We start from the raw sequence: 26,378 nt of genomic DNA, 5'->3' as shown, positions 1-26,378 counted from the left end.
ATAAAGCGCCCCAACTGATGAGTGATCCAAATACCAATTTACCCAATGGAAGTCAGAACGACTACGATTCCGAAAGTATAAAAATATTAAAAGGCCTGGATGCGGTTCGCAAACGACCCGGCATGTATATCGGCGATACCAGCGATGGTACGGGTTTGCATCACATGGTATTTGAAGTCGTCGATAACGCGATTGATGAAGCACTGGCAGGTCATTGCGACGAGATTACGGTTACACTGCATCCGGACAACTCAGTCAGCGTGTTGGACAACGGGCGAGGTATTCCAACCGGTATCAAGCATGATGACGAACTGAAGCGTTCAGCGGCGGAAATCGTCATGACTGAATTACATGCCGGCGGTAAGTTCGATGATAATTCCTATAAAGTTTCCGGTGGGTTGCACGGTGTCGGTGTGTCGGTAGTCAATGCGTTATCCGAATGGCTGAAACTGACGATTCGCCGCGATGGAAAAATTAATCAGATGGAATTTCGCTTAGGGGTTCCGGTCAAGCCGTTGGAAATTATCGGGGAAAGCGAGCGGCATGGCACCGAAGTGCATTTTCTGGCCAGTAAAGAAATTTTTGGCAATATCGAATATCACTACGACATTTTTGCCAAACGCTTACGCGAACTTTCTTTTCTCAATAATGGCGTAAAAATTCACTTGATCGATCAACGCACCGGAAAAGAGGAGAAATTTGCTTTTGTCGGCGGCATCAAGAATTTTGTGGAATATATCAACCGCACAAAATCTGTGCTTCACCCCAATATCTTTTACACCATTGGTACAAAAGACAATATCTCCGTAGAAGTTTCCATGCAGTGGAATGATAGTTACACCGAACAAGTATTGTGTTTTACCAATAATATTCCTCAAAAAGATGGTGGTTCCCATCTGACAGGCTTACGTGCTGCCATGACACGTACATTGAACAACTACATGGAAAAAAATGAATTAACGAAAAAAGCCAAGATTGAAACAGCCGGTGATGACATGCGTGAAGGGTTGTCGTGCGTGCTGTCGGTAAAACTGTTTGAACCCAAGTTTTCGTCACAAACCAAGGAAAAGCTGGTGTCCTCGGAAGTACGCCCGGTAGTTGAAGAAATCGTGTCGCAAAAGCTATCCGAGTTTTTATTGGAAAATCCCGTGGATGCAAAAACGATTTGCAACAAAGTGATCGAGGCAGCCAGAGCCCGCGAAGCTGCGCGCAAAGCGCGGGAATTAACGCGTAGAAAGGGTGTGCTGGACAGCATGGGGTTACCGGGAAAACTGGCTGATTGTCAGGAGAAAAATCCGGCGTTATGCGAACTTTATCTGGTCGAGGGTGATTCCGCAGGTGGTTCGGCCAAACAAGGGCGTGACCGGAAATTTCAGGCCATTATGCCGCTCAAGGGAAAAATACTGAATGTTGAAAAAGCCCGTTTCGATAAATTGATTTCGTCGCAGGAGATCATTTCGTTGATCACCGCGCTGGGAACCGGCATTGGCAAGGATGAATATAACCCGGACAAGCTGCGCTATCACCGCATTATTATCATGACCGATGCGGACGTGGACGGTTCGCATATCCGTACGTTGTTATTGACCTTCTTTTACCGGCAAATGCCGGAGTTGATTGAGCGGGGTCACATTTATATCGCGCAACCACCGCTGTATAAAATCAAGCATGGCAAAAAGGAACGCTACGTCAAGGACGATCATGAATTAAAACAATATATGTTGAGCTTGGCGTTAGCCGATGCCGAACTATATACCGGCAGCGAGAAGCCGCCTTTGACCGGCGAAACGCTGGAAAAAATCGCTCATGAATATATTTTGTCAGAAGCGATTATTGAGCGCATGAGTCAAATGATTGACAGTAACGTGATGCATGCATTGTTACGCCAACCCGATGTCGATTTGAGTAATGAGCGTCACGCAATCGACAGCGCATCCCGGCTTGCAGCGCGGGTAAAAGATATCGAAATCGTCGCGGAATATGATGAAATACACGAACGTTATCGATTGAAAATAATGCGCATGTCGCACGGCAATGTGTTGACCAGTTATCTGGATAATGATTTCCTGGAAAGCGGCGACTATGCGCAGATCCAGAAAACCGCGCAAGTTTTTGAAGGTCTGTTGGGTCACGGCGCCTACGTGCAGCGCGGTGAGCGAAAACAAACCATCCAAGAATTCAAACAGGCATTGGAATGGTTATTGGAAGAAGCCAAAAAAGGTTTGAATGTGCAGCGCTACAAAGGCCTGGGTGAAATGAATCCAAGCCAGCTATGGGAAACTACCATGGACCCGGCAAACCGCCGTCTGCTGCGCGCGCAGATCGAAGACAGCATACTGACCGACGAAATCTTTACCACGTTAATGGGCGATGTGGTGGAACCACGGCGGGCGTTTATTGAGAAAAATGCGCTGCGGGCGACGAATATTGATATTTAACCCAAGGCGGAAAAACGCAGTTTATATGCGTGTTCAATGCGCGTTTTGAGCCTATTAATCCCCAATAGGAAATTATAAAGCAGTGCATCCTATATTAATATTTCTTTTGTTGATTACTGTATTTTGTGCTGGATGCTCCTCATTGAATACAGGAATGCATTCAACCACTATCGCTGAAGACAGGAAATTTAATGCGCATCTTTATCAGCTATATATTAGTAAAAATGGCGATTTACTGAACCCGGAATCAAGAAATGAAGTGATCTACGATGGGGAAAGTGAAGATGAATATATTTCAGGAGAAGACGAATATATCTCAAAAATCTTTGAAAACTTTGAGAAACAGCGCGAAAAGAAAAAACCAAACGATTTACAGTTGCTTATTTATGTACATGGCGGATTAAATACATTTAACAGTGCAACTTCACGCGTCAATGAAAATACTGTTAACGAGATGATTGCTGATGGTAAATATCCGCTTTTTATTTCATGGAATGCGGAAGGGCCCAGTAACTATTCGGATCATCTATTTTCACTAAGGCGCGGGGTTATGTCAGGAAGCCGTGGTCCGATATCTTCACCATTCGTCTTTGTAGAAGACATTACGCGATCCATAGTTCGTTTACCGACATCAATCTACAATGTACTGACTAACCTTCATTACAAGTTTCAAAAAGAATCTTGGCAAGGAAAAGAAATAATTGCTGCTAAAGCAAACTTGGATAAGTTAAAACAGGATGGGCAATTCAAGATCCATGATAGCGCTGATGAGCACTTACCTTTTAAAGATTGGTGGAGTATTTGGAATCCGTTAAAACTGGGTACTGCTCCATTTGTAGATGAATTTGGATCCGGAATATGGGGGTCGTTGCTAAGACGTACGGATATGGTGTTGCATAGGGATACATCGGTGTCAGCAATGAGGGATCTAGATCCGGATTCTGAAAATGTTCTGGAAAAAGAAACGGCATTTGAAACTGCAGCTTCAAAATTCTTAACGCGGTGGCAAGAAAAATATGGGAAAAATAAATTAGAGAACCAGCAGGATGGACTCGAAGTGGTTTTGGTCGGACACAGTATGGGTACGATGATTACAAACAATATCGTGGCAAAATACCAAAATATTAATTTCTCCCAAATCGTCTACATGGCAGCTGCATGTTCCATAAAGGAAATTGAGTACGTCATTGCGCCTTATCTCAAGCAAAACGAAAAAGCGGTTTTTTATAATCTTTCGCTTAATCCGGAGCGTGACATAATGGAGAATGTTTTGTACGACACAATGCCGCGCGGGAGTTTGCTGGTTTGGATCGATCAAACGTTAGCAAACATCAATTCATTTCAAGATAGAACAGCCGGGTTTTGGTACAACATCATTCGTAGCGTGGACCATATCTTTGATAAGGAAAAAGGGATACGGGAGCGCGTGCATCTTACCATGTTTGGTATAAACGACGGTTCACCGCAAAAGCATGGTGATTTTGACAATTGCCCATACTGGAAAAAGAAATTCTGGATGGGTGATTTAGCAAATGAAAAATGTAAATAAGCGATTACCACCGGCAAAGCCGGTGGTATTTGGCTATGCTACAACTATTTAGGTTGTAATTTCAGCATCATCGGTTGCATACGTTTAATGGTATCCGGAGCGATCAGTCCTTTTATTTGCAAGGTTTTAACCGTTGATGCCGGTGCGCAATTGGCGACTTCTACCAGCTTGACGACAAGTGGGTTAAAGGTGACATCGACACCGGTATAACTTCCTGCATCGTCGCCATCGCGATCACCACGGAATTTGAACTCCTTGACCGGTCCATTGGGGCCGCCACCTTGGCGATCATCGTTATGGTCGGTGTCGACGTAGTGCGCCGAGCTTTCCACATTGCCCTGTATGCTGTCGATACGCCAGCCGGACGGCGCTGTGTAATAAGATTCGGTGCGCTCTCCTTCCGCCGTGGTCCAATCGCTGCGTGTTTCCTTGGCTTTCATCCAAAGCCGCAAATTGACGTGTGTGCCATCATTGATCCAGTTTGCGGTTGCCCATACCTCGGGTCCGTTACCCGAATATTCTTTATCGCCTCTGGTATGCGGTGGTGTGTAGGATAAATAAGTGCTGCGTGTATAGGTTTCCGTTTTTTCCCGACACACCGGCGTGGCTGGTTGAATGACGGCAATACTGGAAATGGGACGATCCTGCCATTCCAGGATCAGGCGATCACTCGCGCTGGATACGGGTACACCATTGGCACCGAGGTTGAGCGTCATATGATAGTGAGTAAGCCGATCCAAGCTAGAGGATACATCCAGCGTGCGTGATTTGTCCTGCAGCGTTACTTTGATCGGCGTGGTATCAAAATCGTAACCGAAAAATTCCAGCCTATTGCGGCGGCTTGCATCCAATGCCATATCCACGGCTGCAGGCGTGACATGGCACAATGCCGGCTCAACCGGAGGCACCGACTGATGCAGCAAGCGGGCACGAATTCTTACCAGTGCCTGACGCACGCGGGCGCCGATGAAATCCGCATTACAGCGTAACTCTGTGCCGGTAGCTGCAACGCTACGATTGAGCAGATCGGATACTTCATTACGTATAGTTGACTGGGCATCGGCGGTCAATTGTTGGGTTGTGTCCTGTAATATCGTTTGCCAGGATGAGGAATTACGATCCAAGGCATCAATGGCGCCATCCAATGCGGCCACAGTATCGCCAGCAATGTCGCTCACTTTGTCGGTCGCTTTATCGATTTTATCGCCAATGCTGCAACCTGAAATCATGACCAGCATTAATATTGCCAGCCATATTAACGACTTGCAGGCGCCGAGACGTGTCTGAAAAAGGTGTGACAGGGATGTTGTGATTGCTTTCATGCTGTTGATCTCCTTATGGATTGTAGGAAAAACGCGCATTCCTGTTGCAATGTGCAGAAAATAAAAGATATTTTTCTGAAGTTAAATATAGATAAAGTCTGATGTTTAGTCAAACTTGTCGCTGCTGGAATTCTGCATGGGTGGGAACCCAGTGTTTCTTGCTGAACGCAAAATGCTGGCTGGATTCTGAATTGAACTGGTGATTCCCCGTGGTCTTGCCATGGGGTTGCTTATTGTCTGCCGAAATGGGTGGTTTTTACAGGACGTTGAAAAACTATCTGCGTTGCCGCTACGGTGTTAAAAACAGGCTCAAAATGCTCATTTATTAGGCATAAACTGCGCTTTCTCGCCTGTTTTTGCCTGGTATCGGCTGCCTCGAAAACGTTTTTCAACAGCCTGTTAGGCCGCTACGCGAGATGCGCGTTTGCGTTCGTGTTCTAGCAAATAACGTTTGCGGATACGGATTGTTTTGGGCGTAATTTCCACCAATTCGTCATCTGCGATGAATTCAATCGCGGATTCCAGCGTGAGCTGAATCGGTGGAACCAAAGTCACTGCTTCGTCGGTTCCGGATGCGCGAATGTTGGTTAGTTGCTTACCTTTGATTGGATTCACCACCAGATCATTATCACGGCTGTGGATACCGATCACCATGCCTTCATACAGACGATCGCCAGGACTGACGAACATGCGGCCGCGATCCTGCAGTTTCCATAACGCATACGCAACCGCTTCGCCTTTTTCGGCGGAAATCAGCACGCCGTTTCTGCGCGGCGGAATTTCCGGACGCATCGGTGCAAATTCATCAAACACATGGCTCATCAAGCCAGTGCCGCGTGTCATGGTCATGAATTCCGATTGAAAGCCGATCAGGCCGCGCGCAGGGATGCGATAATCCAGCCGCACGCGCCCTTTTGAGTCCGATACCATGTCCAGCAAATCACCACGGCGTGCGCCTAATGCTTCCATGACAGCACCTTGGTTGGTTTCTTCAACATCGACGGTCAGCATTTCAAGCGGTTCACATTTGACACCGTCGATTTCACGGATCACGACATGCGGGCGTGAAACGGCGAGTTCATAACCTTCCCGGCGCATATTTTCCAGCAGAATGGTCAGATGCAGTTCGCCGCGTCCGGAGATTAAAAACGAATCAGTTTCGTTGGTTTCTTCCAGCCGCATCGCAACGTTGATTAACAACTCTTTTTCCAGACGTTCGCGCAATTGGCGGCTGGTAACGAATTTACCTTCCTGGCCGGCAAAAGGCGAGGTATTGACTTGGAATGTCATGGTTAAAGTCGGTTCATCCACCGCCAGGATAGGCAATGCTTCCGGTTTGTCGATATCAGCCAGCGTGGTGCCGATGCTCAGCTCTTCCACGCCATTAATCAGTACGATATCGCCCGCCATGGCTTCTTTCATCTGAATACGTTCCAAACCTTGGAAACCAAGCACTTGATTGACTTTTGCTTTTTTAGGCGTATTGTCGCCGGTTAATACCATGACTTCCTGGCCGGGTCTCAATTTGCCGCGACGGATACGTCCAATGCCTATGCGGCCGACAAAACTGGAGTAATCCAGCGCACTGATTTGCAGTTGCAAGGGTTCATCAGGATTACCTTCAGGGGCGGGAACATTTTTGACAATGGTGTCAAACAGTGGGCGCATATCCGTACTGGGATTTTTCGTATCCAAGGTAGCAAAACCATTCAATGCTGAGGCATAGACGACTGGAAAATCCAGTTGCTCATCGCTGGCGCCCAGTTTGTCGAACAAATCAAACGTTTGATCGACCACCCACTCAGCACGAGCACCCGGCCGGTCAATTTTATTGATCACGACGATCGGACGCAAACCCAGCGCCAGTGCCTTTTTGGTAACAAAACGGGTTTGCGGCATGGGACCTTCGACTGCATCAACCAGCAGTAATACGCCATCGACCATCGACAAAACACGTTCGACTTCGCCACCAAAATCCGCATGACCGGGGGTATCAACGATATTGATGTGGATGCCTTCGTAATCAATGGCGCAATTTTTGGCTAAAATGGTAATGCCGCGTTCGCGTTCAATATCGTTGGAATCCATCACGCGCTCGGAAATCTGTTGATGTGCGGCAAACGTGCCGGCTTGATGCAAAAGTTTGTCAACCATGGTAGTTTTACCATGGTCAACGTGAGCGATGATGGCGATATTGCGGATTGGACGAGACATAAGATAATTCCTCAAAAAATAAGCTGTTAGTTGCGGCGGCGGGGGCAACATTATAGCAGTTGATGGTTAATATAGCTAATTTAAGTCTTGACTTAAGTTTTACTATGAGTGATAGCAAATAAACAGAGACTCAGATAGATGCCACCATTGATCCGTTACTTATCGCAAAGTTCATTGCAGGATTTGCAACTGACAGCGCAAGACATTGTCGCCAGCATTGAGCACCTGATCTTTGGCCGAAGTCAACAGCAAGTCTGGAATGCACCCAAGGCGGTGATCACCCCGCCGGACGGCCGGTATATGATGGCCACCTTAGCGGCTGCCAATGATCCACCGTTTCTTGCGGTCAAAGCCCTGGTACTGAATCCGGACAACCCGCAGCACGGACTGAGCAGCATCAATGCGCTGGTGACGTTGCTGGATAGCCGTAGTGGATTACCGCTTGCAGTACTCGATGGCAATTGGGTGACCGCTGTGCGCACTGCCGGATTGAGCGCGGTGGCTGCCAAGCGGTTCGCACGGCCGGATGCATCCGTCGCCGCGTTTATCGGTTGCGGCGTGCAAGCACATAGTCACTTGCAGGCATTGGCCGAGTTATTTCCGTTAAAGCAGATTCATGCCTTTGCGCGTGGAGCAGCGAGTCGCGATGCATTTTGTCGCCGTGCGGAAAAAATGGGCTTGTCTGCAATTGCCAGCAAAACAGCGCAGGAAGCGATTCAAAACGCGGATCTGATCGTCACTTCCGTAACATTGTCACCACAGCTGGTTGCATTTCTCAATGCGCGCTGGCTGAAACCCGGTGCCTTTGTCACGATGACGGATCTGGCGGCTCCATGGTTGGCTGAAAGTATGTCAGCGTTCGATCGGATTATTGTTGATGATCTGGAACAGGAGGCCAGCATGCCCAAACCATTAGTTGATCCCGCGTTGGTTTGCGGCGATCTGACCGGTTTAGTGACTGGCAAGGTGGCTGCTCGCTGCACCGATGACGAGCGCACTGCTTTTGTATTTCGGGGTTTGGCGTTGGGGGATTTGGCTGTCGCCGGATTGGCTTACCAGCGTGCCTGTGAATGTTCACGAGGCACGCTGACTGGTTAATCAACGTATTGTTGATGACGCTTTAGAATTCTTCCCACTCATCACCGCCGCCACCGGCTGCAACCTTGCGAGGTTGAGCTGGTACCGATGATGCCGTTGCCTTTTTTGTGGCGGATCCGCGATTTGGCAGCTTGGCAACCGTTGACCGATTACTTCTTTTTACCGGTGTAGGTGTATGACTGCTGTCGCTTGACAGTTTAAATGCGCTAACTACTTTTGTTAATACTTGTGCCTGTTCCTTCATGGATTCAGTCGCTGCTGCGGCTTCTTCCACTAACGCTGCATTCTGCTGGGTCACTTCATCCATCTGCGTTACCGCTTGATTAACTTGTTCAATGCCGGAGCTTTGTTCATGCGATGCAGCGGAGATTTCACTCATGATGTCCGTTACGCGTTTGACAGCGTTGACGATTTCGTCCATGGTTGCGCCCGCTTCATCCACTAGGCGGGTACCGTCTTCCACTTTAGTTACCGAATCGCTGATCAGTTCCTTGATCTCTTTGGCTGCTGTTGCAGAACGTTGCGCCAGTGTGCGCACTTCGGTCGCCACCACAGCAAAACCCCGTCCTTGTTCACCGGCACGCGCTGCTTCTACTGCTGCGTTTAACGCCAGGATATTGGTTTGGAAGGCAATACCGTCAATGACACTGATGATGTCAACAATCTTTTTGGAACTATCGTTGATCGAGCTCATAGTTTGAACGACTTGACTGACCACTGCACCACCTTTGATTGCGACTTCGGATGCACCAACGGCAAGTTGGTTCGCTTGGCGGGCATTGTCTGCATTTTGTTTCACGGTGGATGTCAGTTCTTCCATCGAAGACGCGGTTTCTTCCAGGCTGGAGGCCTGTTCTTCAGTGCGCTGGCTCAAGTCTATGGTGCCGTGCGCAATTTCTTCCGAGGCTGTGCCAATTGAGTTGGTGCCGCTCCGTACTTCGCTGACGATCTTAATCAGGTTGTCCTGCATTTCCTTCATTTCGTATAGTATGCTATACGGGTATTTTGCGTTAGCCGAGATGTTGCTGGATAAATCACCATGAGCAATTTTTTGCATGATTTCAGCTGCATATTTTGGTTCACCGCCTAATTGCGCCAATAGGTTACGCGTCACCGCTAATGCTAAGGCAAGTCCAATGACGACAGCAATGGCCAGCATTACTATGACAGAAGTTTGTGATGATGCAAATATTTGATCGGAATGCTCACTGGCTAACGTGCCGCCTTCTGCATTAAGGTCGACTAATTTTATCAATTGCATACACATGTCATTGAAAAGTCGCTCAGATTCACCCTTCATCAATGTACTTGCTTCTTCCGTTTTATTCGCGCGAGACAGATTGAGCAGTTTTCGATGTTCTGCAAGATAGAGATTCCACTTTTGCATGAAATCTTCATACAAGCTTTGTTCTTTGGGAGAACTGATGAGATCTTTATATATCTTGAGGTTTTTATCTATGGTCATTGAAAGACCGGCAATATCTTTCTCATATTTTTCCATAGTCTTGTCATCAGTTGAAAGGACATGACTCATTTCACCAATACGAAAGTCGGAGGTATTCGTATTTATTTCTGAAATAATTTTTACTGCTGGCAACCAGTTGGAGGTTATTTCAGTCGTTGCTTCATTAATGCGACTCATCTGGGATAGAGCAAAAACAATCAAACAAATCGTGATGCTCAAGAGTACTGCAAACGAACCAATCAGTTTGGTGCCTATTTTCATATCATTAAAAATGCTCATTTATTTCCTCAAAAAAGGTGAATTTCTTTGCAAATCCATAACGAGAATTATTATAATAATTCATTGATTTTAATGGTATTTGCTGGTTTTATGGAACGTGAGAAACGATTTACGGAAGGAATAAATTATTCTTTAGCAGATACCTGAATCTTAATCAAATCTGAGATGAAATAACGGTGGAATAGAGATAGTAAAATACGTTATTTGTTTTGCTTGGAAGAATCTTAAATCTCTTCGGGGTATATTCCCCGCTGCTTGCGGCGGGGTTCTTCATTGGAATTGATAGGAAAGATGAATCAGGTTTTTTGGAGAAAAGTGTATTTACTATTCCTTATCCACACCCGACATCAGGAATTTTACCAGCAACGCAAAAATAAACGGGATCGTGCTCAGTGCGGTCACCATATAGTGTTCGGATGTGAATTGATCGCCTTCATCCATGATGATGTAACCTAAAAATATTGTGACCGGGGTAATTATCGATAGCACAATTACTAAATTAAATAATCCTTTCATTTGCTCAAGTCCTTTTTATAGATTGCTTTTTTACAGTATATGCTTATTGGCACGGTATTCCCAGTATGCAAAGTTCGTTATTACATGTGCCCATTAAGCGGCTAAGCAAGGTAAAATTAAGCATTTTGTATCAGCGGATAACACTGATGGAACCCATTCTTATCATCACCAATCTCCCTGATAAAAAGGGCGCGGCTGCTTTGGCGGAAGCATTAGTCGATCAACAATTGGCTGCGTGCGTCAATATTCTGAGTCCGTGCACTTCGGTTTACCGCTGGCAGGGCAAAATTGAATCGGCTGAGGAAATTCCTGTTTTAATTAAAACCCAGCGGCAACACTACGAACAGGTTGAACAGTTGATCAAGATGATGCATCCTTATGAACTTCCGGAAGTGATTATGGTTCCTATCATGGGCGGACTGCCAGCCTATTTGCAATGGATAGCCGCCGAGACACCCCTATCTGATTAAATAACTACTGAATACTGATGCGATTAATCCAATTTTTTTTACTGATTTTATGTTTGGCGAGTGCCAATGTTTCTGCGCAAGAAAACGGATCTTTCAGCTTGTTCCAAAAATTGCAGGGACTGGGCATCAATTTAGGTCAAAGTAACCCGCAAGCGCTTTTGCCACCCGATGAGGCATTCAAGATCTCGGTAGAAGTGCGTGACGGCAATACGCTGATTGCCAAATTGACGCCGGCAAAGGATTATTATCTTTATCGCGACAAAATTGCTTTTGAGCCGCAGCAAGCCGGTACGGTGATTGAAAAAATAACGCTGCCACCGGGCAAAATGAAAGAGGATCAGACGTTTGGCCAGACGGAGGTGTATTACAACCCGATTCAGGCTATCATCTCGTTAAAACGCGAGGATCCCGCAAGTGAGCAACCACTCACGTTGACCGCTTCTTACCAAGGCTGTAATGAGCCGGTTGGCGTGTGTTATGCGCCCATCAACAAAGCCATTGATCTGACATTGCCGGCGGTGAAAGCGGCTATTGGTGCGGTTGCTGAAGCAGTGAGCGGCAAAGCGGCTGCGGCAGGGATCGATGCGACCGCTGAATTGTTTCAGATGCCTTCCAAGGCACCGGCCATCGAAACTGAAGCGTATAAAATCGACCAGATGTTTCAAACCGGTGATTTCTGGCTGATTTTAACCGGATTTTTCGGCATTGGCTTGCTGCTTGCATTTACGCCGTGCGTGTTTCCGATGTTCCCGATTTTGTCGGGGATTATTGCCAATCGTGGTAAGCACGTGACCAAAGGCCATGGATTTATCCTGGCGCTGGCTTATGTATTAGGTATGGCGATTACCTATGCCATTGCAGGCGTGGCCGCCGGGCTGTCGGGTGCGATGCTGTCGGCAGCACTGCAAAATGCGTGGGTATTGGGGTCGTTTGCAGTGATATTCGTGTTGTTGTCTTTTTCCATGTTTGGTTTTTATGAATTGCAATTACCCGGTGCATTGCAGACTAAATTATCCGAGGAAGCCGGACATCTAAAAGGTGGGCATTTAACCGGTGTATTCGGCATGGGTGCATTATCGGCATTGATCGTCGGTCCGTGCGTCGCTGCGCCGTTGGCGGGTGCGTTGTTGTATATCAGCCAAACCCGTGACGTGATCTTGGGCGGCTCGGCGTTGTTTGTCATGGCGTTGGGCATGGGCGTGCCATTGTTGTTGTTAGGCACATCGGCTGGCGCGTTATTGCCAAAAGCCGGCGCATGGATGGAATCGATCAAGCGGTTTTTTGGCGTGTTGTTGCTGGGGGTGGCGATTTGGTTGATTTCTCCCGTCATCAACGAAGTGGTTCATATGTTGTTGTGGGCGGCATTGCTGATCATCTCCGCCATCTACCTGCATGCCATTGATCCATTGTCGGAACGGGCTTCAGGGTTGCAGAAATTTCTCAAAGGTATCGGTGTCATTGCATTGCTGGTCGGTATTGCTTTATTGATTGGCGTTTTGTCCGGCAGCCGCGATGTGTTGCAGCCGCTGTCAAAAATCGGCTTGGCCAATAATGTCAATAACGCTAATACTGCGGAAGCAATTACATCTACTTATGCATCACTACCTTTTCAGCGGGTGAAAACCATTGCAGAATTGGATGAAACGATCCGGCAGTCCAAAGATAAATACATCATGGTTAAGTTTTATGCGGATTGGTGTGTTTCTTGTAAAGAAATGGAGCGCTTCACGCTCTCCGATGCCAAAGTACAGTCCCGCTTAAAGGATGTTGTTCTGCTGCAAATTGATGTGACCGACGGTACTCCAGACGATGCAGCTTTACTCAAGCGCTTCAAGCTGTTTGGACCTCCCGGCATTCTATTTATTGATCGTCAGGGTGATGACGTTCCCGATATCAAAATTATTGGCTTTCTCAACAAAAACGATTTTCTGACCGTGCTGAATGCGGTGTTGATTTAACAGGCCGTTGAGAAACGTTTCGAGGCAGAGCCGATCGTTTTTAAACGGCTTGTTAATGAGAGAAAACTAAGCAGAAAAGTGAGTCATCTCACTACTCGTCGCTTCATTTAAAGGAATCATGATGGCAAAATTGAGACAATTATTCATATATGTAGCCTTAGCTGCTCTGGCAATAACGACGGGCTTTATGCTACGTGCACAACTCATGGGCGGTTCGCAATCCGTCCTGCCCGGTGATGCAATTCAACAGGGCGCAAAAGCAATTCTCGCTGCCAATTTGCCGGATATTCAAGGAGAAAATCAGGCGGTTTCGCAGTGGCTGGGAAACGTGATGGTGGTGAATTTCTGGGCCACCTGGTGTACGCCCTGCCGCGAGGAAATTCCCGAGTTTATTGAAGCGCAGAAAAAATTTCGCGATCAGGGGCTGGTGTTTGTGGGAATTGCGATTGATCAAACCGACAAGGTAAAGATGTTCAGTCAGGAATTAGGCATTAATTATCCGGTATTGGTTGGTAGTTTTAATACCTGGTCGTTGCTGGAAGCGGCGGGAAATCGCCAATCTGCGCTACCCTACACAGTGGTTATCAATCGATCCGGGGAGATTGTTGAAACCTATCTGGGTCGTGTCAATCTGAAAAAACTGGAAAAGCTGGTGGTGCCATTGCTAAAAGAAACTCCGCAAGCCCAACCATCAAAGCAGGTCAGCAAATGACACATGCAATGCATGTCCCGCAAAAATTGTTTCTGTCAGCAATAATCATGTAATATTGTCCACAGGAATGGAATGCTTTGTACGCTAGCTTACACACGAGCTACTCTATCCTTACAATACCCCACATTCTGATTTTTGCCGAATACTTACCGGAGAATTCAATAAAGCCGTAAATTTCAGATTGAGTATCGTATTGAAGGTAGTAAAGCAAGCACCTTTAATCTAAATGTAATGAGGGTATTTTTTCCGTTAATTATTTAGGAGACCCTTATCATGACGCAATTGAATAGCCGTTTCATCGTATTCTTTTTAATGACTCAAATGGTTTTTTTCTCGGGTTGCGCATCGACCTCCGGGTATCAGGGGAGCAGTGAACAATTCGATGATATTGTCATTACCGCCAAGGTTCATGAAGCAATTCTCGATGAACGATCTCTGAGACCCTATGAGATTAATGTCAGTACCGTCAAAGGTGTCGTAGAGCTAAGCGGTATCGTCAATACGCGGGATGAGATGGAAAGAGCCGTCGCTATTGCACGCAGTATCAAGGGCATAGGATTAGTCAAGAACGACATACGGTTGCTGCAGAGAGTCGGCGATCATTATTAATGACTTAATTGCAAATTGGGCAGGGCTTTTTGTGCTCTGCTCAATTTACCAGCTAATAAGTGCTTCTTAACTGACACGACAAGCCTCCGAACAAATAATTATTCATATGCTGCTGGCTGACCTTGTGCTGATCATTCACTTCTTATATGTATTGTTTGTGGTCGGAAGCCTGCCCGTCATCTGGCTGGGTGCATGGCTTAAGCTGTCATTTGTCAGAAATCGCTGGTTTCGCTATTTGCACCTTGCCGCTATTTTATTCGTCGTGGTCGAGTCTTTTTTGGGAGTCGTGTGCCCGTTGACTGCATGGGAAAATTCATTACGTCAGGCCGAAATGGATGGAAGTTTTATTCAGCGCTGGATACACGAAATCATGTTTTACAACGTGTCCGAAAGCTTGTTGACGGTAGTGTATGTGGTGTTTGCCGGTTTGGTTGCGGCGACTTTCAAATGGGTGCCGCCCAAGGTTGGCGAAAATCGTCGTTCATTATCCTGAAACCAGCGGATTATCATCTGTTTCTTCGGCGGCAGGTATCAGCATTTCTTCGATGGTCGGTTCAAATGTTTCTTCATCAAATGCGGTGTCGCCGTCAATCACCGGCTGTCCCTGTGCTTTCAGGTTAAAAAAATCGTAACGAGTTGCATCGGCCAGATGCGACAGTTGAATATTCTGTATAGCCCGGAACATGGTTTCCAATCGACCGGGAAATTTCTTGTCCCACTGCTGCATCATTTCTTTGATGGCTTGGCGTTGCAGGTTTTTTTGCGATCCACACAGATTGCACGGAATAATTGGAAAATCCGCAATTTCGGCGTAAGCCGCCAAATCTTTTTCCTTGCAATAAGCCAGCGGCCGAATAACGATATGTTTGCCGTCGTCGCTGACCAGTTTGGGTGGCATGGCTTTCAGTTTGCCGCCATAAAACATATTCAGAAACAGGGTTTCAAGAATATCATCGCGGTGATGGCCCAGTGCGATCTTGGTGGCTCCCAATTCACTGGCAACCCGGTATAACACACCGCGGCGCAGCCGGGAGCACAGGCTGCACGTGGTTTTTCCTTCTGCAATGACACGTTTCACGACACTGTAAGTATCTTGTTCAACGATACGAAAAGGCATATCGATTTTCGTCAAGTATTCAGGGAGTACTTGTTCAGGAAAACCGGGCTGTTTTTGGTCCAGATTAACCGCCACCAGCTCGAATTCCAATGGTGCATGGGCCTGTAAATTGCGTAGAATATCCAGCAATGCATAGCTGTCCTTGCCACCGGACAAGCACACCATGATCCGGTCACCGGCTTCAATCATGTTGAAGTCGGCAACGGCTGTTCCTACTTGCCGCCGTAAGCGTTTATGTAGCTTATTGGTATTGTATTGCTCTTTTTTCTGCATGATTTCTATAAGCGGACAGGAGAGAAAATATTCATTGTGTAAATACGTGAGCTTTATGGATCTTGTGGCAGAATATTAGACAAATGAAGTGGAACAATTTAGCATGATCAGATTCTAATGAGCGGACAGATAAATGGGTTCGGGAGTAATTTTTCAGGAGAATCCTATGAACTATCTAATTATACCATTGCTAGCCTTGTTCTTGTTTTCAACCAATAGCTACTCCAGTGCAGACTATTCCAGCAGAGAAGTTGATATTGGCAGGCCGGGTGATTTAGACAAGGTGTCGCGTACTATCAAATTGACCCAAATGGATAATATGTTTTTGCCTGCTGAGATTAAGGTCAGTGAAGGCGAGACGGTTCGGTTTGCCATTAAAAATGGCGGTAATAATAAGCATGAAATGCTGATGGGTTCGATGGCGGAACTGAAAAAGGCTGCTAACACGCGGCGCATGTTTCCGGAAAAGGATCACTCCGAAGTACATTTAGTGCAACTTGAGCCTGGCGAGCAAAAAGAATTAATCTGGCAATTTACCAGCGCAGGAATGATTGATTTTGCCTGTCCATTGCCCGGCCATTTTAAGAAGATGCGTGGAATAATCACTGTGGAGAAGAAATGAAAATACGAATAAGTAGCCTGTTAGTCGGATCAATCATGACGGTCAGTTTGTTGAGTGTTGCCTCACAAGCAGTTGCCACCGCCACGGTTGATGTTTATAAAAGCCCAACCTGCGGATGCTGCGCTAAATGGGTTGATCATATGCGCGATAACGGTTTTACCGTAAAAACGCACGATGTCGGCAACAAAGAAATAAGAAAAAAATCCGGAATTTCAAATACACTGGGTTCGTGCCATACCGCTTTGGTCAATGGTTATGCTATCGAAGGACATGTACCGGCAGCGGATATCATACGGCTACTGAAAGAAAAACCCAAAGCAGTCGGTTTGGCTGTGCCTGACATGCCGCACGGAACGCCGGGTATGGAGGGTGCTCGGAGTGATCCTTATAACGTGCTTCTGATCAAGGAGCGTGATGAAGAGCGCAAGGATACTACGATATATAATAGCTATGATCCCTATGCCAAAAAGGCGGAGCCATCACAACCAGCACCTGAGTCTGAGAAGAATACCTCAGTCATGCGCTTAAAGTGATTGTACTTTCTTCATGACGAAATATAGTGTTGTGCTGCTGGGCATCGCTGCGCTGATGCTGGGTTGTGGTGATTCTGCACCGCTTCGTGCCTTGTCGGGGCAACCTCAAATCAATAGCAAAACGGGCTTGGTGGAACGAAATTTTGACCCGGCACAGATTAAACGCGGTGAAGCGGTTTATGTTGCGAATTGCGTCGGTTGTCATGGACCGAATGGCGCAGGTACGCCGGATTGGCGCAAACCGAATGCGGATGGCAAATATCCACCACCACCGCTGGATGGCACAGCGCACGCCTGGCATCATTCGACGGAAGTTTTAAAGAAAACCATACTTAAAGGTACTCCGCCTGAGATTGGATCGATGCCGGCATGGGAAGGGAAATTGACTGAACAGCAGGTGGATGATGTGATTGTCTGGATAAAATCCTTATGGCCGGATGAAGTTTATGATATCTGGGCCAAGAATTTTGAGAATAACCAATAGCCTTTAAGATTCTCCAAATCAGCATCATCGAATCCATTAATTTTTGTAATACCTCACATTGAAAACTTATCTGGTGGGTGGTTCCGTTCGCGATGAACTATTGGGACTGCCCGTAAAAGATCATGACTATGTTGTCGTGGGCGCCTCGCCGGAAGACATGGCACGACTGGGTTATCGTCCGGTTGGTAAGGATTTTCCGGTTTTTCTGCACCCTCAAACCCATGAACAGTACGCGTTAGCCCGTACGGAACGGAAAGTTTCCCGCGGCTATAAAGGATTTGAAGTGTTTGCCTCGCCTCAAGTCACTTTGCAGGAAGACTTGGCGCGGCGTGACTTGACCATCAATTCGATTGCCAAAGACGAAGCAGGCAATATCATCGACCCGTTTAACGGTGTTGCAGATCTGGAAGCCGGCATCCTGCGCCATGTCAGTCCTGCATTCTCCGAAGATCCCGTACGTATCCTGAGAGCGGCGCGCTTTGCGGCACGTTTCAATTTTCGTATGGCACCGGAAACGTTGATGCTGATGAATGATATGGTGCATAACGGCGAAGTCGATGCGTTGGTGCCGGAACGCGTCTGGCAAGAACTTGCCAGAGGATTGATGGAAAATAATCCATCAAGAATGTTCTATATTCTGCGTGAATGTGGTGCGCTGGCTCGGATCATGCCCGAGGTCGATGCGCTGTTTGGTGTTCCGCAGCCGGCACACGCACATCCTGAAATCGATACCGGCGTGCATATTATGTTGGCCATTGATTACGCCGCAGCGAAAAATTATTCACTGCCTGCGCGTTTCGCAACACTGACGCACGATTTAGGCAAAGGTACCACGCCTCCGGAAGAGTGGCCGCGCCACATCGGTCATGAAGCACGCAGCGTCCGGTTGACGCAGGATTTATGCGAGCGCATCAGAATTCCCAAAGACTGCCGCGACCTTGCGTTACTGGTTGCCCGCTATCACGGTGATGTGCATCGGGCCGCAGAACTTAAACCATCCACCATGGCCAATATGCTGCAAATGGTCGATGCTTATCGCAAACCGCAAAGATTTGAAGAATTCCTGCAAGCCTGTGCCTGTGATTTTCATGGACGGCCAGGCTATGCGGCCAGGCCGTATCCTCAGGCGGAACGATTGCAAAAAGCATTTGCCGCAGCTAAACGTGTGGATGCGGGTGCAATTGCGGCGGAGTTAAGCCAGAAATTGGATGCAACAGAATTACCCGGTGCGATCAATGCCAAAGTGTGTGAGGCGCGTATCGCCAGAATAAAATCTGAATTAACAGCCTGTTAACGGAAGAAATTGCATGGTGCCGGATTATCCTGTTTCAGGATTTACCGGGGATCTCTGCTTTTGGACACCCGAAGTAATAACCTTGAGCAAGCTCGATGCCCAAGCTTTTTACCATATCCAGTGTCGCGGCATCTTCAACGAATTCCGCCACAGCTATTTTGCCAAGTCCGCGCGCGACTTCTGCCATGGCTTTGACAAAAACCTGATTATCCCGATTATTAGGGAGGTCGCGGATGAATAATCCATCGATCTTAAGAATCTCGACACCCAAGTATTTCAGATAACCGAAAGTTGAAAACCCGCTGCCGAAATCATCCAGGCAAACGCGGCAACCGGTTTGATGAACGGCTTCGATAAAACGTTGGGCATCCTGGATATCGGATACCGCCGCTGTTTCAGTCAATTCAATAATGAGACGCTCCGGATCCACATTCAGCTCGTTCAGCAGGCTGCGGATATAGTTCGGAATAGCCGGATCATCAAATGTGCGTCCGGAAATATTAATCGCAACCGGGGGCATATCCGGATTCTGATGCAGTAATTCGATACTGCGTTTGATCACCCATCGATCGATGTTGACGATTTGCCCGTTTTTCTCCGCTATCGGTATGAATTGGCCCGGCATGATCAAATTATCCGGTTCATTCGGATTCTGCATCCTGACGAGTACTTCCAAATGAGACAAGGTGTTGTGCGCAGTTTCGTAGATGCCCTGGAAATGAATTTCAAAAAGATCCTGCTCCAGTGCCTGGGCGATTCGATTGTACCAAGTCATCCGGTGCATCATGATTTCGGTTGAGTTGCGCGCAGGATCGTAGATTGCCCAGGTATTCTTGCCTTGATTCTTGGCTTGATACATGGCGGCGTCGGCGTGGGCAACCAAATCTTCTGCTGTTTCGCCATGTTCAGGAAAAATGGCGATGCCGACACTGGTAGTCAAACGGATGTTCGTATCGCGGAAACGCAGTGGAATAGCGGCAATCGACGTCACAATACGAGCGGGTAGTACACTAATATCATCATGGGGTTGTATCAGACTCAGAATGGCAAACTCATCGCCACCCAGCCGCGCAAATACTTCGATATGGCGAACAATAGTGGAAATTTCCCCGGCAGTACGGACCAGTACCGTATCGCCGGCTCTGTGCCCAAACGTATCGTTGATGTATTTGAAATCATCCAAATCAAAGTAAAGTAGTGCAAATTGATGATGGCTACGCAATGACGTTGCAATCATCGTATTAAGTTCTTCCTGGAAGCGATGACGGTTATACAAGCCTGTCAATGGATCGTGTTCAGCGAGATAGAGAAGTTGCTGAGCGGTTTGCCGTTCTTGCGTAATATCTTCATACATCCAGAGCCGTCCAATAATCCGGCCTTCGATATCGTTTACCGGGTAAGACAGCTGAGTCAGCATTCGTCCGTCATTCAGCCCAAACTCGAACCGTTCGCTGATTTCATGCGTATCGAGTACGTTGAGCACGTGTTGGAAAGCATGTGTCGGTTGCGTAAAACGCTCGGCAGAACGCTCAAGTACAACGCTTGTCGGCTCGTTCAATAGATTTTCATGTGCGCTGATATTCCACATGCGCAGGAATGCCGGATTGACATATTCCACGCGTTGCGCATTATCTTCAAATAAAATGCCGATATTCATGGCGGAAAGTAAAGCACCCATACGGCTTTGCTCCCGTTCTGCGAGCGTACGCAGTTCGCGCTGATATTTCTCAGACACGCGTAATTCTTCTAAGGTTAAACTTAATTCATTCTCGGTCTGTCTTTGGTGTGTAATATCCAGCATCACACCTTGCAGCAAGCTAGGCTTGCCATCGGCATCTTTCAGCCAAGCCGCATCATCCCGAATCCAGGCAATACTGCCATCTTTTTTATAAATCCGATATTCTGAGTAATAAGGCGCTCCAGTTATCAGGCTGACCGACAAGCCAGACATGATGCGCTGCCTATCATCAGGATGTATTTGATCAATCCAGAGTCGTGGATTATCAAGCCATTCTTGCACACTAAAACCAAGCTGTGATTCGATTTGTGGACTTACGTAAACGGTATGGATGTCTGCAGCATTGATGGCAATCGTGTAAGTGACTGCCGGGATTTGTTCGACCAGTGTTCGGTATTTCGATTCGATGCTCAAACGATCAGTAATATCGCGCGCATATCCCACAATGCCGATGATTTCACCGCTGATGGTATTACGTAATGGTAATTTGATGGTATCAAGCCAGCGTAATTGTCCATTTGCCAGTGTCGCTTGATCGGCAGAATTATGTATTTTCTCACCAGCGAGTGCGGCGATGTCATCGGCGTGGAATCCCCGGATATTTTTTGCCGCATCGCCATGGCATAGAGATTCTGGCCAGAAATCGGTATCCGGCCTACCCAGCATTGCAGCGGGCGCAAGTCCTTGACTGTCTGCAAAGGCCTGGTTTACCAATACAAAGCGGTGCTGCCTGTCTTTTACAAAAATCCAATCAGGCGTGGCATCGATTACGGTACGTAATAAATTTTTTGCCTGGTTAATTTCCTCTTCGGCTTGCTTACGATCGCTGATATCCTCAACTGTACCCAATGCTTCAATAAGCTGGCCGGTATGGTCGACTGTAATCTCAGCACGTTCCCTCACCCATTTGGTTTGCCCTTTGACATGGATTCGATGTTCAATGTCGTATGTTGCGCCTTTTAAGGCAGCTTGCCAGGCGAGACCAACCCGTTCCCAGTCCTCTGGGGCGACGCACGCCAGAAAACCTTGGTAGGTAAGCGGTGTGTTGTCTTCAATACCAAAAATTTGAAAAGCTTCTTTAGACCAAGTCAGCTCATCGGTTTTTAAATCAAAGTGCCAACTGCCAAGCTTAGCCAGCGCTTGCGCGCGCAGCAGCGCTTCTTCGTTCTGTTTTAAAATCAGCTCCTTCGCTTTGCGGTCACTGATGTCGGTGTGTGTGCCCAGCATTCGCGACGGCCGGCCTTGATCATCCCATTCAATGACTTTACCTAGGGAAAGTATCCATTTCCATTCGCCCTGCTGCGTGAGCTGCCGGAATTCCACCTGATAGTCTTTGCGTAACCCGGTAATATAATCCTTGTAAATCTGATAAACAGGCTCACGATCTTCAGGATGCATGCGATTGCGCCAATTGATATCGGTTTCTATAAAAGATTGTGGGTCATAGCCCAGCATGCGAGCGTATTCGGGACTTACTATCGCCTCTCCGGTTTGTATATTGAGATCATAAAGGCCCTGGTTTGCCGCCGTCAGGGCTAAACGCAGGCGGGATTCGCTGTCGCGCAAGTTTTGCTCAACTTGGCGTCGGTTTGCCTGGATACCGATCATCATGAAAGCAATGAATGTTGTGGTTGCTACAAAAATGCATAAAATCAATTGATCGAGCTGGGGATTCCCTCTGGCAAAAGGACCGAAACCTTTTGCGGTTCCTATGACAGCAATCGAAACAATTGCCAGGACTGCAATAAAAGTTCCTAAAGCATTAAAGCGCAGGCCTGCCCATATCAAAGGAGGGAGCACCAGAAAGGCCAGGGATAACTTGAGCTGACCAATTGCCGGGGTGTCGCCGAATACCAGCCATGCGAGAGAGATACAACTTCCCATGACTAAAACGAACTCCAACTTGGTGCGTGAAAGATGGAATATGGAGGTCATTTGATGGGGCGTACAGAACAGCAGCAGTGGAGTGAAAACCAAAACACCAACCGTGTCGCCGAGCCACCAACCTAACCAGGCTTGGGCTGCCAAATCAGCTGATAGATTTCCACCTGCATACAGCGCAAAGACACCCATACTTGCGGTTAAAAGCATGCTGCCTGGCCCGATCAGTAAGAACGCTGTCACATCACATCCGCGTACGAAGCTGTTTTGAAATCCCACGGTTCGTTTGAGTAGCAAAGCACCTACTACCGGACCGACGGTATTACCGAAGGCGATTCCCGTGGCAACAAGCAGGCTAAGATCGCCGATAGTCAGGTTTATGGCAAGCGCACCCAGAAATATACCGGGCCAGCACGATAGTCTCCACACTAACAGTGCTGCCAAGGCGATACCGGAGGATGGCCAGAACAAAGTAATGCTGGAACTCACGTAAGGTATGCTTAACCCAAGTTTTCCTCCCACAAAATAAGCTGCGGCTAATAATAAGATGCGTGTAATGAGAGCGGCCGGTAATTTTTCTAAGCGTTGTTTCATATAAAACCAAGGGTTGCTGATTCTATTAATTCTAGCACTGCAGCAGAACCAGGTATGGAAAGCAATTGGAGTATTTTATTGTTTCTCTTACTTTTTTAATAAAATAACAACAGTCTATTGATGTCATTTTTCCTTCGGGACAGCCGGTTTTGTAGTTTTTGCGTTCCAGGAGAGCGAAAAAGATCGACACGACGGTTTGACCAGACACATATTAGCTACTTTCCTGCCTTGAATTCCCTGATGTTTGATAAAAAATCATTACAAAACAATCTATATAACATATAAGAATAATATTCTAACTAAATAGTATTTTTGTTTATATAAAAATACTGCTACTGTTCGCTCCCGTTGATATTGTTACCAACAAGGTGATGTAAATGAATACCGATGTAGAAGTAAAACTTGTTAAAGAGAACACCAAGCGGGTGTCTGTAGACGTAGCGCAGGAAATTCTGCGTGCTGTTGACGGTATTGAATATGGATCAGTCGAAATAGTGATACACGACGGTAAAGTTGTGCAAATAGAGTGCCGGGAAAAAATTCGCGTGAATCAAAGCGGATCTTCCGGACGTAAGGCGTCGAAAGCATAGCGTAATCCATTTTAGTTCTGATGAATCAAGATCAACGGATTCATCTGACAACATAACGCCCACCCATAACATAGGCGGTGAAATAGCAAAAAATATCAGTGGCTCAACCGGATTGCCGGAGGGTTTACTAAGGAGAGTGAAGTGAAGTTTCTTTGGTTTTTTTTACACATTGCGGCATTGAGCGTACTGACGGTCAGTTCCACTAAAGCATCATCCGATCATAAAATATCGGTGGATTTCCAAGCGATGCAACGGAATATCATGCAGGTCGCACAGCAGGTAATCGCTGTTGATACCGGCAAGTCAATCGATAAGTCATCAGATCAGGCTAAACCGCAAGCGCCAGGACAATCATTGCCTGCCATTGTGCCGGAAGCAAAGGCACCGGCAGTAAGCAATCAAGGGACCAGTTATCATCGCCGCTCCAACAGTTATGCCACCAATCCGGACTCCGATCCGCCGCGGTATGTGCGCCGGTTGAGTGATATCGGTGTTGCGGCGTTTAAAGATGTTACCTGGTTGGATATCGGCTTTGAGCACCGTACGCGTTATGAGTGGCGCAATAATGACATACGGCGCATTGAGGGTGGAGAGGACAATCCCATATTTCTACGCAATCGCGCATGGATCGGGATAAAGGATATCCTGGATCCATTCCGCTTTGCAGTGGAATTCCAGGATTCACGGGTAGTTAATAATAAACATGCCATTACGGATCAGGAAAGAAATGAATACGATCTGCTCAATGCGTATGGCGAGTTGTATTTCAAGAAAGGGTTGGGTGTCGATGACCGGAATCAGGATCGGCCGATTCGATTCCGCGTCGGTCGCATGGCTTATGAAACCACGGATCGGCGTTTTATCGCGCGCAATGAATGGCGCAATACCACCAATACGTTTGAAGGATTCCGCCTGAATCTGGGTCGTGAAGCCAATGATTGGGAACTCGATCTGTTCGGCATGCAGCCGGTTAGACGCTTGCAAACCAAATTTGATGAGGCTAACGATAATCTGTGGTTCTTTGGTGCGATCGGCACTTGGCGCAAATGGTCTGACATCGTCACCATACAACCCTATTACATGGGCCAGAAGCAGCAAGGTGATCCGAATGGTTTTACCAACACCAATAAGCTGGATCGGGAAATTCACATGCCCGGGTTCCGTGCTTACGGCAAAGTCAGCAATTATTTTGATTTCGACGTCAGCTACAACCATCAACTCGGTTATAGCGGCCCTTTGCGGCAGGATGCACAAGGCTATACCATCGAAGTAGGACGAAATTTTGACTACGCGTGGAAGCCCCGTCTCAGTGCTTTTTACGGGTATGCCAGCGGTGACAAAGATCCTAATGACGGTGTCGACAATCGTTTTGACCGTTTCTTTGGATTCGCACGGCCTTGGTCAGCAGATCACTATGTGATTTACGAGAACTTGAAGGCGCCGAAAATCAGGTTTGAATTCAGTCCAACCCAGAAATTGGGATTTGAACTCGGCTATGGCGCGTATTTCCTGGCCAGCAGCACTGACCGCATGTTCGATATTCTCGACGGCAACATCAGTAATACCGTCAAGGATCCCGGATTCAACCGCGACCGGACCGGACAAAGTGGTGATTTCGGTGGCCATGCATTTGAAGGACGCATACGCTATCAGGCCACCTCAAGAATCAGCACCATCTTAGGCTATACCCATTTTACCGCGGGTGAATTCGTAAAAAACCGTATCGCAGCGAATTCCTGCGCTACCCGCCACTCGCATCCTTGCGTCGATCAACGTTCGGGCGATACTGATTTTCTATACTTTGAAGTACTCATCAGTCTCTTATAAAGCATCTTAAATTTTTATTATTTCTATTGGAGGAAAAATCATGAACATTAAAGCACGGTTGACAACAAGTTTTTTGACAGCGAGTCTCTTGATCAGCAGCAGTGTATTGGCGGAAAAAACATTACTCAATGTTTCCTACGATCCAACGCGGGAGTTATATCAGGAATTTAATACGGCTTTTGCCAAGCACTGGCAGGAAAAAAGCAACGAAAAGGTCACGATTCGGCAGTCCCACGGTGGTTCCGGCAAGCAGGCACGTTCCGTCATTGATGGTTTGGAAGCCGATGTTGTGACGTTAGCTTTGGCCAATGATATCAATGCCATTGCAGAGAAAGCCAAATTACTCCCGCAAGATTGGCAGAAACGCTTGGCACTCAACAGCACGCCGTATACTTCGACGATCATTTTCCTGGTGCGCAAAGGCAATCCCAAAGGCATTAAAGACTGGGACGATCTGGCACGACCCGGTGTTTCTGTGATCACGCCCAATCCGAAAACTTCCGGCGGTGCGCAGTGGAATTATCTGGCGGCATGGGAGTTTGGCAAGCGGCGTTATGGTGAAGACAAGGCACAAGGATTCGTCAGTAACCTCTACAAAAATGTACCTGTCCTTGATTCCGGCGCACGCGGTTCAACCACAACATTTGTGGAACGTGGCGTGGGCGATGTGTTGATCTCATGGGAGAACGAAGCCTTCCTGGCTGTCAAGGAATATGGTGCGGATAAATTTGAAATCATCATACCGTCACTGAGTATTCTTGCAGAGCCGCCGGTCGCGGTCGTCGATAAAGTGGT

21 protein-coding genes are annotated in these 26,378 nt (G+C 47.2%); 15 read left to right on the top strand and 6 right to left on the bottom strand.

Annotation, left to right across the window (positions count from 1 at the left end; genetic code table 11):
* The first annotated feature begins 17 nt into the window (after nucleotides 1–17).
* Together gyrB and Q0K92_RS02155 are read left to right on the top strand one after the other, a co-directional pair.
* Complete coding sequence (gene gyrB / locus Q0K92_RS02160) at nucleotides 18–2,438, top strand: DNA topoisomerase (ATP-hydrolyzing) subunit B (protein ID WP_297324166.1); 2,421 nt, start codon at nucleotides 18–20, stop codon at nucleotides 2,436–2,438.
* 142 nt (nucleotides 2,439–2,580) lie between these two features.
* Nucleotides 2,581–3,987: a hypothetical protein gene (locus tag Q0K92_RS02155; protein WP_297324165.1), complete on the top strand. Its 1,407-nt coding sequence runs from the start codon at nucleotides 2,581–2,583 to the stop codon at nucleotides 3,985–3,987.
* A 44-nt stretch (nucleotides 3,988–4,031) separates the two neighbouring features.
* Here Q0K92_RS02155 and Q0K92_RS02150 read toward each other — a convergent pair whose 3' ends face one another.
* Nucleotides 4,032–5,309 carry a hypothetical protein gene (locus tag Q0K92_RS02150; RefSeq protein ID WP_297324164.1) on the bottom strand — a complete coding sequence of 426 codons (1,278 nt, stop codon included), beginning with the start codon at nucleotides 5,307–5,309 and terminating at the stop codon, nucleotides 4,032–4,034.
* 399 nt (nucleotides 5,310–5,708) lie between these two features.
* A complete protein-coding gene (gene typA / locus Q0K92_RS02145) occupies nucleotides 5,709–7,523 on the bottom strand; it encodes a translational GTPase TypA (protein WP_297324163.1) in 1,815 nt (604 codons plus the stop codon).
* Between the two features lie 138 nt (nucleotides 7,524–7,661).
* Here typA and Q0K92_RS02140 point away from each other — a divergent pair, with 138 nt between their 5' ends.
* Nucleotides 7,662–8,621, top strand: a complete 960-nt coding sequence (locus Q0K92_RS02140) for an ornithine cyclodeaminase family protein (protein WP_297324162.1) — start codon at nucleotides 7,662–7,664, stop codon at nucleotides 8,619–8,621.
* A 22-nt stretch (nucleotides 8,622–8,643) separates the two neighbouring features.
* Here the strand turns inward: Q0K92_RS02140 and Q0K92_RS02135 are convergent, their stop codons facing one another.
* Complete coding sequence (locus Q0K92_RS02135; protein ID WP_297324161.1) at nucleotides 8,644–10,365, bottom strand: methyl-accepting chemotaxis protein; 1,722 nt, start codon at nucleotides 10,363–10,365, stop codon at nucleotides 8,644–8,646.
* A gap of 324 nt (nucleotides 10,366–10,689) precedes the next feature.
* A complete protein-coding gene (locus Q0K92_RS02130; RefSeq protein WP_297324160.1) occupies nucleotides 10,690–10,881 on the bottom strand; it encodes a hypothetical protein in 192 nt (63 codons plus the stop codon).
* Nucleotides 10,882–11,027: 146 nt separating this feature from the next.
* Between Q0K92_RS02130 and cutA the strand changes: the two genes are divergently transcribed.
* From cutA to Q0K92_RS02105, 5 genes are all read left to right on the top strand, one after another.
* The gene (gene cutA, locus Q0K92_RS02125; protein ID WP_297324159.1) at nucleotides 11,028–11,351 is read left to right on the top strand and encodes a divalent-cation tolerance protein CutA; all 324 of its coding nucleotides are present in this window, start codon (nucleotides 11,028–11,030) and stop codon (nucleotides 11,349–11,351) included.
* Nucleotides 11,352–11,368: 17 nt separating this feature from the next.
* A complete protein-coding gene (gene dsbD / locus Q0K92_RS02120; protein WP_297324158.1) occupies nucleotides 11,369–13,309 on the top strand; it encodes a protein-disulfide reductase DsbD in 1,941 nt (646 codons plus the stop codon).
* A 121-nt stretch (nucleotides 13,310–13,430) separates the two neighbouring features.
* The gene (locus Q0K92_RS02115) at nucleotides 13,431–14,021 is read left to right on the top strand and encodes a TlpA disulfide reductase family protein (RefSeq protein ID WP_297324157.1); all 591 of its coding nucleotides are present in this window, start codon (nucleotides 13,431–13,433) and stop codon (nucleotides 14,019–14,021) included.
* A gap of 273 nt (nucleotides 14,022–14,294) precedes the next feature.
* The gene (locus tag Q0K92_RS02110; RefSeq protein ID WP_297324156.1) at nucleotides 14,295–14,630 is read left to right on the top strand and encodes a BON domain-containing protein; all 336 of its coding nucleotides are present in this window, start codon (nucleotides 14,295–14,297) and stop codon (nucleotides 14,628–14,630) included.
* 106 nt (nucleotides 14,631–14,736) lie between these two features.
* On the top strand, nucleotides 14,737–15,123 hold the full coding sequence (locus Q0K92_RS02105; RefSeq protein WP_297324155.1) for a DUF2784 domain-containing protein: 387 nt from the start codon (nucleotides 14,737–14,739) through the stop codon (nucleotides 15,121–15,123).
* On the opposite strand, the gene ttcA is transcribed toward Q0K92_RS02105, so the two are convergent.
* The gene (gene ttcA / locus Q0K92_RS02100) at nucleotides 15,115–16,020 is read right to left on the bottom strand and encodes a tRNA 2-thiocytidine(32) synthetase TtcA (RefSeq protein ID WP_297324154.1); all 906 of its coding nucleotides are present in this window, start codon (nucleotides 16,018–16,020) and stop codon (nucleotides 15,115–15,117) included. The two genes, Q0K92_RS02105 and ttcA, sit on opposite strands and share 9 nt — an antisense overlap.
* Nucleotides 16,021–16,186: 166 nt before the next feature.
* Here ttcA and Q0K92_RS02095 point away from each other — a divergent pair, with 166 nt between their 5' ends.
* The 4 genes from Q0K92_RS02095 to Q0K92_RS02080 are packed head-to-tail and all read left to right on the top strand — an operon-like array spanning nucleotide 16,187 to nucleotide 18,953.
* The gene (locus Q0K92_RS02095; RefSeq protein WP_297324153.1) at nucleotides 16,187–16,642 is read left to right on the top strand and encodes a cupredoxin domain-containing protein; all 456 of its coding nucleotides are present in this window, start codon (nucleotides 16,187–16,189) and stop codon (nucleotides 16,640–16,642) included.
* Nucleotides 16,639–17,175, top strand: coding sequence for a DUF411 domain-containing protein (locus Q0K92_RS02090; RefSeq protein ID WP_297324152.1), 537 nt, complete (start codon nucleotides 16,639–16,641; stop codon nucleotides 17,173–17,175). Before Q0K92_RS02095 ends, Q0K92_RS02090 begins: the two co-directional genes overlap by 4 nt.
* Before the next feature lie 13 nt (nucleotides 17,176–17,188).
* Nucleotides 17,189–17,659 (top strand): cytochrome c, encoded by a 471-nt coding sequence (locus Q0K92_RS02085; protein ID WP_297324151.1) that lies wholly within the window; start codon nucleotides 17,189–17,191, stop codon nucleotides 17,657–17,659.
* A 58-nt stretch (nucleotides 17,660–17,717) separates the two neighbouring features.
* Nucleotides 17,718–18,953 (top strand): multifunctional CCA addition/repair protein, encoded by a 1,236-nt coding sequence (locus Q0K92_RS02080; RefSeq protein WP_297324150.1) that lies wholly within the window; start codon nucleotides 17,718–17,720, stop codon nucleotides 18,951–18,953.
* A 34-nt stretch (nucleotides 18,954–18,987) separates the two neighbouring features.
* Here the strand turns inward: Q0K92_RS02080 and Q0K92_RS02075 are convergent, their stop codons facing one another.
* The gene (locus Q0K92_RS02075) at nucleotides 18,988–23,166 is read right to left on the bottom strand and encodes an EAL domain-containing protein (RefSeq protein WP_297324149.1); all 4,179 of its coding nucleotides are present in this window, start codon (nucleotides 23,164–23,166) and stop codon (nucleotides 18,988–18,990) included.
* Nucleotides 23,167–23,543: 377 nt separating this feature from the next.
* Between Q0K92_RS02075 and Q0K92_RS02070 the strand changes: the two genes are divergently transcribed.
* From Q0K92_RS02070 to Q0K92_RS02060, 3 genes are all read left to right on the top strand, one after another.
* A complete protein-coding gene (locus tag Q0K92_RS02070; protein WP_297324148.1) occupies nucleotides 23,544–23,756 on the top strand; it encodes a YezD family protein in 213 nt (70 codons plus the stop codon).
* 141 nt (nucleotides 23,757–23,897) lie between these two features.
* Nucleotides 23,898–25,583 carry an alginate export family protein gene (locus Q0K92_RS02065; protein WP_297324147.1) on the top strand — a complete coding sequence of 562 codons (1,686 nt, stop codon included), beginning with the start codon at nucleotides 23,898–23,900 and terminating at the stop codon, nucleotides 25,581–25,583.
* Nucleotides 25,584–25,623: 40 nt separating this feature from the next.
* On the top strand, nucleotides 25,624–26,378 hold a 755-nt coding region (locus Q0K92_RS02060), incomplete at its 3' end, for a sulfate ABC transporter substrate-binding protein (protein ID WP_297324146.1).

This window comes from Nitrosomonas sp. (assembly GCF_024282095.1).
Lineage (GTDB): Bacteria > Pseudomonadota > Gammaproteobacteria > Burkholderiales > Nitrosomonadaceae > Nitrosomonas.
Note: the sequence above shows the minus strand (reverse complement) of the source record. Positions and strands in the feature narration are given on the sequence as shown.